The following is a 6,583-nucleotide window of genomic DNA, read 5'->3' as shown; positions in this document are numbered from 1 at the left end:
CCTCTCGGTATTCCGGCCCTGCTCAAGGCCTGTGTAGCCGCTGCCGCAGGCTGCGATCGAGCGGCACGCTCGCGGCGATCCTGCTGGCGCCGGAGACCCTGCGGGTCTATCGCAGGCTGCGCCAGCGGCTACAGGGGCGAGCGGGGTGACAAGCGGTTGCTGCGGCCGGGCAGGTCGCAAGCCATCACCCACATCCCTATCTGCTCCAGGTCGGTGTTGAAGGGCACCTCGCCTACCTGACGCAGGCCGGCGCTGGCATAAAAACGCTGGGCGCCAATGTTGCTCTTGAGCACGTCCAGCCACAGGCAGGGTTCACCGGCATCGGTGGCGCGCTGCAGCACATGCTCAAGCAAGCGGCGACCGTGCCCCTTGCCGGCCTGGGATTTGAGCAGATAGATCTTCTGCAACTCGGCACCGGGAATGCCGCTGCCCGGAGTGGGCCGCGCCCAGTTGAGTTTGGCGAAACCTATGGGGTGTTGTTGCTCGTCCAGGGCCAGCAGCCACAGATGCTCGCTCTTGGCGGCAAGAGAGTCTCGCAGGGTATGGAGGGAGAAGTCCTGGTCGAGAAACTGCTGTATGCCTTCAGCGGTCCAGATCGAGGAGAAATGCTCGCGGTAGGTGGCGCATCCGATGGCTTGGAGGGCATCGATATCGCGGCTGTCAGCTTCACGGATGGTGATCATGCTTCACTCCTTGATGGCATTGGCGGATTGGGCCGGGTGCGGCAGCTTAGCCTTTGCGCAGGCGAGGCTCCAGTACTCCGCTGTCATTGGCGCATCGGCTCCAGGGCACGATGGCGATGCGCCGTGGTCGTAGTTTCTGCCCGCCTTTTTTCGACGTCACGCCAGTGGCGCCGGGCCTTTGAGGAGTTGCCATGAGCCAGGATCTACTCGCCACCGAAACCAATCGCCGGCAGTTGCAGCAGATCATTTCCGGACTGTCCGACGGGGTCATCCTGCTCGAGGCGGACCGGCGCATCGTCTGGGCCAACGAGGCGGCGCTGGCCATGCACGGGGTCGAGGAGATCGCCGAGCTGGGCGCCGACGACCAGCAATACGCCGAGCGTTTCGCCCTGCGTTATCGCAACAACCACCCGCTGGCCCTGGACAGCTACCCCATCAATAGGGTCGCCGCTGGGGAGACTTTCAGCGATGTGGTGGTGGAGGTGCGCAGCGGCGAGGGCGAGGAAGAACGCACCTGGGTGCATCGGGTGCGCAGCATGATCCTTACCGACCGCGCCGGCGAGGTGGAATCCCTGGTGCTGATCCTCAGCGATGCCACCGAGTGGGCCAGCGCCGAACAGCGTTTCGAGAAGACCTTCAATTCCAACCCGGCACCGGCGGTGATCTGCCGCCTCAGCGACCTGCGCTACATCAAGGTCAACCAGGGCTTCCTGGAAATGACTGGTTATGCCCGCGACCAGGTGATCGGCCGCTCGGTGTACGAAGTGGATGTGCTGGAGGGCGCCGAGCGCAAGGACCTGGCCATCGAACGCCTGAACCAGGGCGCGACCATCCCGCAGATGCAGGCCGAGCTGCGCCTGCCCGAAGGCGGCAGCAAGCTGGTGATAGTCGCTGGCCAGCCGCTGGATATCAACGAAGAAGACTGCATGCTGTTTTCCTTCATGGACCTGGAGCCGCGGCGCAAGGCCGAGACCGCCCTGCGCCAGAGCGAGGAGCGCTTTGCCAAGGCGTTTCGCCTGACGCCGGTGCCGACCCTGGTCTGCGGCGCCGACAGCCAGCAGATCGTCGACGTCAACGAGGCCTTTCTCGACAGCACCGGTTATACCGCCGAAGAGCTGCTGGGCAAGACAGTGGAGGAGGTCGGTTTTATCGCCAGCCAGCAGGCCTGTGCCAGCCTGTTCGGTGCCCTGGAGAAAAGCGCCGATGTGCGCAACGTCGACCTTCGGGTGGCGAAGAAGGGCGGCGAACTGCTCGACTGCGTGGTCTCGGCCGACACCGTGGATATCCAGGGCAAGCCCAGCTACCTGCTGGTGCTGATGGACATCACCGAGCGCAAGCGCTCCGAGCTGGAGCTGGTGTCGGCGATCGAAGAGGTGATGCGCGATGCCTCGTGGTTCAGCCAGACCCTGATCGAAAAGCTGGCCAATGTGCGCAGCGCCAACCAGGCCGAGCAGCCCAGTGCGTCCTTTACCGACCTGACCGCCCGCGAGCGCGATGTGCTGGGGCTGATCTGCGAGGGCCTGGCCGACAAGGAGATCGCCGCGCGCCTGCAACTGGCGCCCAGCACGGTGCGCAATCACGTGGCCACGGTGTATTCCAAGCTGGCGGTGCACAGCCGCGCTGAGGCCATTGTCTGGGCCCGCGAACGTGGGCTGTTCAGCGGCGAGCGCCGTGGCAAGGCTCAGCGCTGACAGGTGCAGCGCTGACCGGTGCAAATGCACCAGTGCCATCAGTACAAATGGCGCTTTTGCGGCGTGACGGGGTTTTTTAGGCTGGGTGATGTGCGGTGCCGTGGCTGACACGGGCCGTGCACCGAAAATCATCAGCTGAAGGAATGCACGATGCGTAGCGAACAGATCAAAGGTGCGGTGGGCACCGCGGCCGGCAAGGCCCAGGGCGTGGCAGGCGAGCTGCTGGACGATCAGCAGATGCGCCTGGAAGGCGCCGCTCGCCAGGCTGCCGGGCAATTGCAGGAAACCTATGGCGATGCGCTGGACAGCGTCTCCCGCTTTGTCCGTGACAAACCCATGGCCAGCGTCGCCATCCTCGCCGGGATCGGCCTGCTGGCCGGCCTGTTGTGGCGTCGCCGCTGAGGAAGGCCTGGGTGATTTCCCGGGCGCAGTTGCGCCGCTACATCGAACAGGGCTTCGCGCCCCTGGCCTGTGCCTTCAGCACCGGCTCCGACTCCACCTTCACCCTGCGGATCTACGAACCGCAAAGCGGCCGGGTCGACCTGGTGGTCACCGGCATCGACCCGCGGCTGCTTGAGACTGAAGCGGACGTGCTGGCGATGATCGAGGAGCTGCGGTACGAGTTGCGCAGCAACTCCATCAGCCTGGTGCATCTGTCCGGAACCTTACCCGGCCCCCTGTAGGAGCGAGCTTGCTCGCGAAAAAACTCAAGACACTGCGGTGCTTCAGACATGCTGCGTTATCGTTGGCCTCCATCGCGAGCAAGCTCGCTCCTACAGGAGGTTGCGTTCAACGGAGCAGGGCCCGCGTTTCAGGTCTTGGCGATCAGGCTCGGCCGGCAATCGAGGCTCAGGCGCGCGCCGCCGCGGTCGCTGCTGCCGACGTCGAGCTTGAAGCCGTGCAGGCTGACGATGGCGGCGACGATGGACAGGCCCAGGCCAAAGCCGCCGTGGGAGTTGCTGTCGTCGACCCGGTAGAAGCGCTGGAACACCGCCTTGCGCTCGGCCTCGGGAATGCCGGGGCCGGAGTCGAGGACTTCCAGGCGCGTACAGCCGCCATCCTCGACCCCGCGCAGAATCACTTCGCCGCCCGGCGGGGTGAACTTGATCGAGTTGCTCAACAGGTTGGCCAGGGCCTCGAACAGCAGGGCGCGGTCGCCGGTCAGGCTCGGCAGCGTGGCGGGCACATCCAGGGTCAGGGTCAGCTGGCCTTCCTCGGCCAGGGGCAAATAAAAGTCATACAGCTCGCGCAGCAACGGCAGCGGGTCGAGCTCGACAAAGCCCGAGCGACGCTGGTGGTCTTCGATCTCGGAAATCCGCAGCAAGCCGCGAAAACGCGCCATCAACCGGTCGGCCTCGGCCAGCACCTGGTCCAGTTGCAAGGCTTCCGGCGTGCCCTCGACCGCCTGTTGCTGCATGCGGTACAGCTGGGCGCGAAGGCGGGTGAGCGGGGTGCGCAGGTCGTGGGCGATGTTGTCGCACACGCCCTTGACCTCGTTCATCAGCCGCTCGATGCGGTCGAGCATGGCGTTGACGATGGCCGCCAGCATGTCCAGCTCGTCGCGGCGGTTGGACAGCGGCAGGCGGTGGGTCATGTCGCCGGCGACTATCGCCTCGGCGCTGGCCTGCAGGGCGCGGATCCGTCGCAGCGGCCGGCGCCGGAGCAGGTGCCAGCCGGCGGCCCCGGGAATGATGGTCAGCGACACGCCCCACAGCAGCGCGTGGAGGATGATCCGCGTCACCGCGAACAGCGAGCCGTTGTCGCGCACCAGGATCAGCCAGCGGCCATCGCGGGTGTAGGTGGCCACCGCGTCGCAACTGTCGCGGGGCAGGTTGGGGTCGTCGGAGTCGATGCAGCTCTTGAGCTCGTGGATCTGCCCGTCCAGCGGCAGGTCGTCGGGAATCTCGCGGATCGGCCCGCTGAGGTAGCGGCGGCGCTCGTCGAACAGGCCGTAGGCGTCGATGGCGCGCATGTCGAAGGTCATGCTGGTGGTCAGGGCCTCTTCCAGCTGTTCGCCCTGGAAGCGCGCGAACAGGTGCTGGCGCTGCATCAGCGAGTGCTTGGCGAGGCTTTCCAGGTAGCCGGACACCTCGTAGTACATGACGCCCATGAGGATGCAGCTCCAGGCCACGAACAGCGAACTGTAGAGCGCCAGCAGGCGGCTGCTGGAGGAGCGCCAGCCCTTAGAGGGGTTCAGCAATGACATAACCCGAGCCTCGCACGGTGCGGATCAGCGGGGTCATGCCGGGCGGATCGATCTTCTTGCGCAGGCGGCCGATATGCACGTCGATCAGGTTGGTGCCCGGGTCGAAGTGATAGCCCCAGACCTCCTCGAAAATCATCATCCGCGAGAGGATCTGGCCGGTGTTGCGCATCAAGAATTCCAGCAGCTTGTATTCGGTGGGCAACAGGCTCAGCAACTGGTCGGCGCGGGTTGCTTCGCGGCTGATCAGGTTCAGCTCCAGGTCGGCGACCCGCAGGCAGGTCTCGAATTCCTGCACCGTGCTCTTGCGCCGCAACAGCACCTCGACCCGGGCCGCCATTTCATCGGAGGCGAAGGGTTTGGTCAGGTAGTCGTCGCCGCCGGCGCGCAGGCCGCGCACGCGTTCGTCGACGTCGGACAGGGCGCTGATCATCAGGATCGGCGTCGACACGCCGATGGTGCGCAGGGTGGTGACGATGGCCAGGCCATCCAGCTCGGGCAGCATGCGGTCCAGGGTGATCAGGTCGTAGTCGCCGCTGACGGCACGTACCAGGCCTTCGCGACCGTTATCGACCCAATCCACGTCCAGCCCGTGGCTGCTCAGTTCGGCCACGATTTCGCGGGCTGTTACGGCATCGTCTTCGATGGTCAGAATGCGGGTCATAGGGGCTTACCTGATTGGGATTTCATGACACAGGCCGGCATTTTGCCAAGAAATGGCCGCGGGCTTTCTAAAAAATCTTTCATCTTCGCGCCAGTGCCCTGGCCAACGCAGGGTAGCAGGCGCGCTGGGTCGAGCGATCGTTGATATCATCCAGCTATTACTGGCTGGCAGGGACGCTACGCAATGCACCGACCTCATGACCTCGACTGGAAAGCCCTGGGCGCCTGTCTGTTGCTGCTGGCGGCGGCCCCGGCGTTCGCCGCCAATCAACCCTGCTCCGGCAAGAAGGGTGGAATCGCCGGTTGCGACGGCGAGCTGTTCCTGTGTAACGACGGCTCCATCAGCGGCTCCAGGCAAAACTGTGCCGCGCGCTACGGCGACCCGGGCCAGGCCGCGCGCCCGCAAACCCTGTTGCGCAGCAGCGACGGCTGCTCCTGTGGCAGTGGCAGTTTCTGCACCGGACCACGGGGCGGGGTCTATTGTCTGACCCCGAGCGGCAGCAAAAGCTACAAGCGCAAATAACCCGCGCAGACACCGATTGGACAGGCCCGGGTGCCTCTACTAGCGTTGCCGGCACGGCGCCGCCGGGGGCCACTATCGGGGACAAGACGGATGGACAAACAGCAAGCCAAGCGCCAAGTCATCGCCAGCCTCGAGGCCGGGCGCTCCAAGGGCGAAACCTTTGCCGCGTTCGCCGGCAGCGGGATCAAGGAGCGGCTGCTGGCGTTCTGGATCGCGGCCTATTCCGACCCCGCGCTCTATGCCCGGCACCGGCGCAAAATCCAGCTCCTGCTGGCGGTGATGCTGCTGCAGGCGGTGGTCGGCGCGGTGGCCGGGTTCTTCCTCGGCTCGGTCATCGGCCCCAAGGCTGCCTGGGTATTCGCGCTCTTGGGTGGGGTGGTGCCGCTGCTGTTTGCCTGGGGCTTCCATAAACCTTCGGCGAACGCCTACACCTTCTATGCCCTTCTGACCCTGTCGCAATTTCCGCGGTTGTTCGAAGGTTATGCCGAGGACCCGTTGGGGACCCTGATCGGCGCGGCCATTACCTTGGGGGTGGTGTTTTTCGCGATGTACGTGCGCAGCCTGATCTTTCCGGATTTCGCTTTCATCGGGCCGCGCAAGGTCAAGGGCCGCTACGTGTTCTCCAGTTAGGGCAGGGCGGCGCAAGGCGCATTCCAGAGCCTTGCGCTTTGCTTGGCCCAGATCAATGTTGTTGTTTGACAAACCTACTAGATTGGCCCGGTGTTCAGCTCCGAGGAGCTGGCGTCGCGCAACCGTGATCCGGGTCGAAGTCCAGGTTCACGGCAATGCACAGCAGGACGCTGGCATTCCTCTTCACTCC

The 6,583-nt window shown here is 64.9% G+C and carries 8 protein-coding genes; 5 read left to right on the top strand and 3 right to left on the bottom strand.

Features of this window, described 5'->3' with window-relative positions; genetic code table 11:
* Positions 1-128: 128 nt before the first annotated feature.
* Positions 129-683 (bottom strand): GNAT family N-acetyltransferase, encoded by a 555-nt coding sequence (locus BM019_RS12030; RefSeq protein WP_009043361.1) that lies wholly within the window; start codon positions 681-683, stop codon positions 129-131.
* A 191-nt stretch (positions 684-874) separates the two neighbouring features.
* On the opposite strand from BM019_RS12030, the gene BM019_RS12025 reads away from it, so the two are divergent.
* The 3 genes from BM019_RS12025 (at position 875) to BM019_RS12015 (ending at position 3,057) form a co-directional block, all read left to right on the top strand.
* Positions 875-2,374, top strand: a complete 1,500-nt coding sequence (locus tag BM019_RS12025; RefSeq protein ID WP_092418362.1) for a helix-turn-helix transcriptional regulator — start codon at positions 875-877, stop codon at positions 2,372-2,374.
* Positions 2,375-2,524: 150 nt separating this feature from the next.
* On the top strand, positions 2,525-2,776 hold the full coding sequence (locus BM019_RS12020; RefSeq protein WP_062825486.1) for a CsbD family protein: 252 nt from the start codon (positions 2,525-2,527) through the stop codon (positions 2,774-2,776).
* Between the two features lie 11 nt (positions 2,777-2,787).
* Positions 2,788-3,057 carry a DUF1652 domain-containing protein gene (locus BM019_RS12015; RefSeq protein ID WP_062825487.1) on the top strand — a complete coding sequence of 90 codons (270 nt, stop codon included), beginning with the start codon at positions 2,788-2,790 and terminating at the stop codon, positions 3,055-3,057.
* Between the two features lie 128 nt (positions 3,058-3,185).
* Here the strand turns inward: BM019_RS12015 and BM019_RS12010 are convergent, their stop codons facing one another.
* Positions 3,186-4,580, bottom strand: a complete 1,395-nt coding sequence (locus tag BM019_RS12010; RefSeq protein WP_092418361.1) for a sensor histidine kinase — start codon at positions 4,578-4,580, stop codon at positions 3,186-3,188.
* Entirely contained in the window at positions 4,558-5,241 is a 684-nt protein-coding gene (locus BM019_RS12005; RefSeq protein WP_009043366.1) for a response regulator transcription factor, read from the bottom strand. Before BM019_RS12005 ends, BM019_RS12010 begins: the two co-directional genes overlap by 23 nt.
* A 183-nt stretch (positions 5,242-5,424) precedes the next feature.
* On the opposite strand from BM019_RS12005, the gene BM019_RS12000 reads away from it, so the two are divergent.
* Together BM019_RS12000 and BM019_RS11995 are read left to right on the top strand one after the other, a co-directional pair.
* Positions 5,425-5,763 (top strand): YdcA family protein, encoded by a 339-nt coding sequence (locus tag BM019_RS12000; RefSeq protein ID WP_092418360.1) that lies wholly within the window; start codon positions 5,425-5,427, stop codon positions 5,761-5,763.
* Positions 5,764-5,853: 90 nt separating this feature from the next.
* The gene (locus tag BM019_RS11995) at positions 5,854-6,393 is read left to right on the top strand and encodes a hypothetical protein (RefSeq protein WP_009043368.1); all 540 of its coding nucleotides are present in this window, start codon (positions 5,854-5,856) and stop codon (positions 6,391-6,393) included.
* Positions 6,394-6,583: the final 190 nt, after the last annotated feature.

This window comes from Pseudomonas sp. NFPP07, assembly GCF_900115645.1.
GTDB lineage: Bacteria > Pseudomonadota > Gammaproteobacteria > Pseudomonadales > Pseudomonadaceae > Aquipseudomonas > Aquipseudomonas chlororaphis.
The sequence above is the reverse complement of the archived record's forward strand: the minus strand, read 5'-3'. Positions and strand labels throughout refer to the sequence as shown.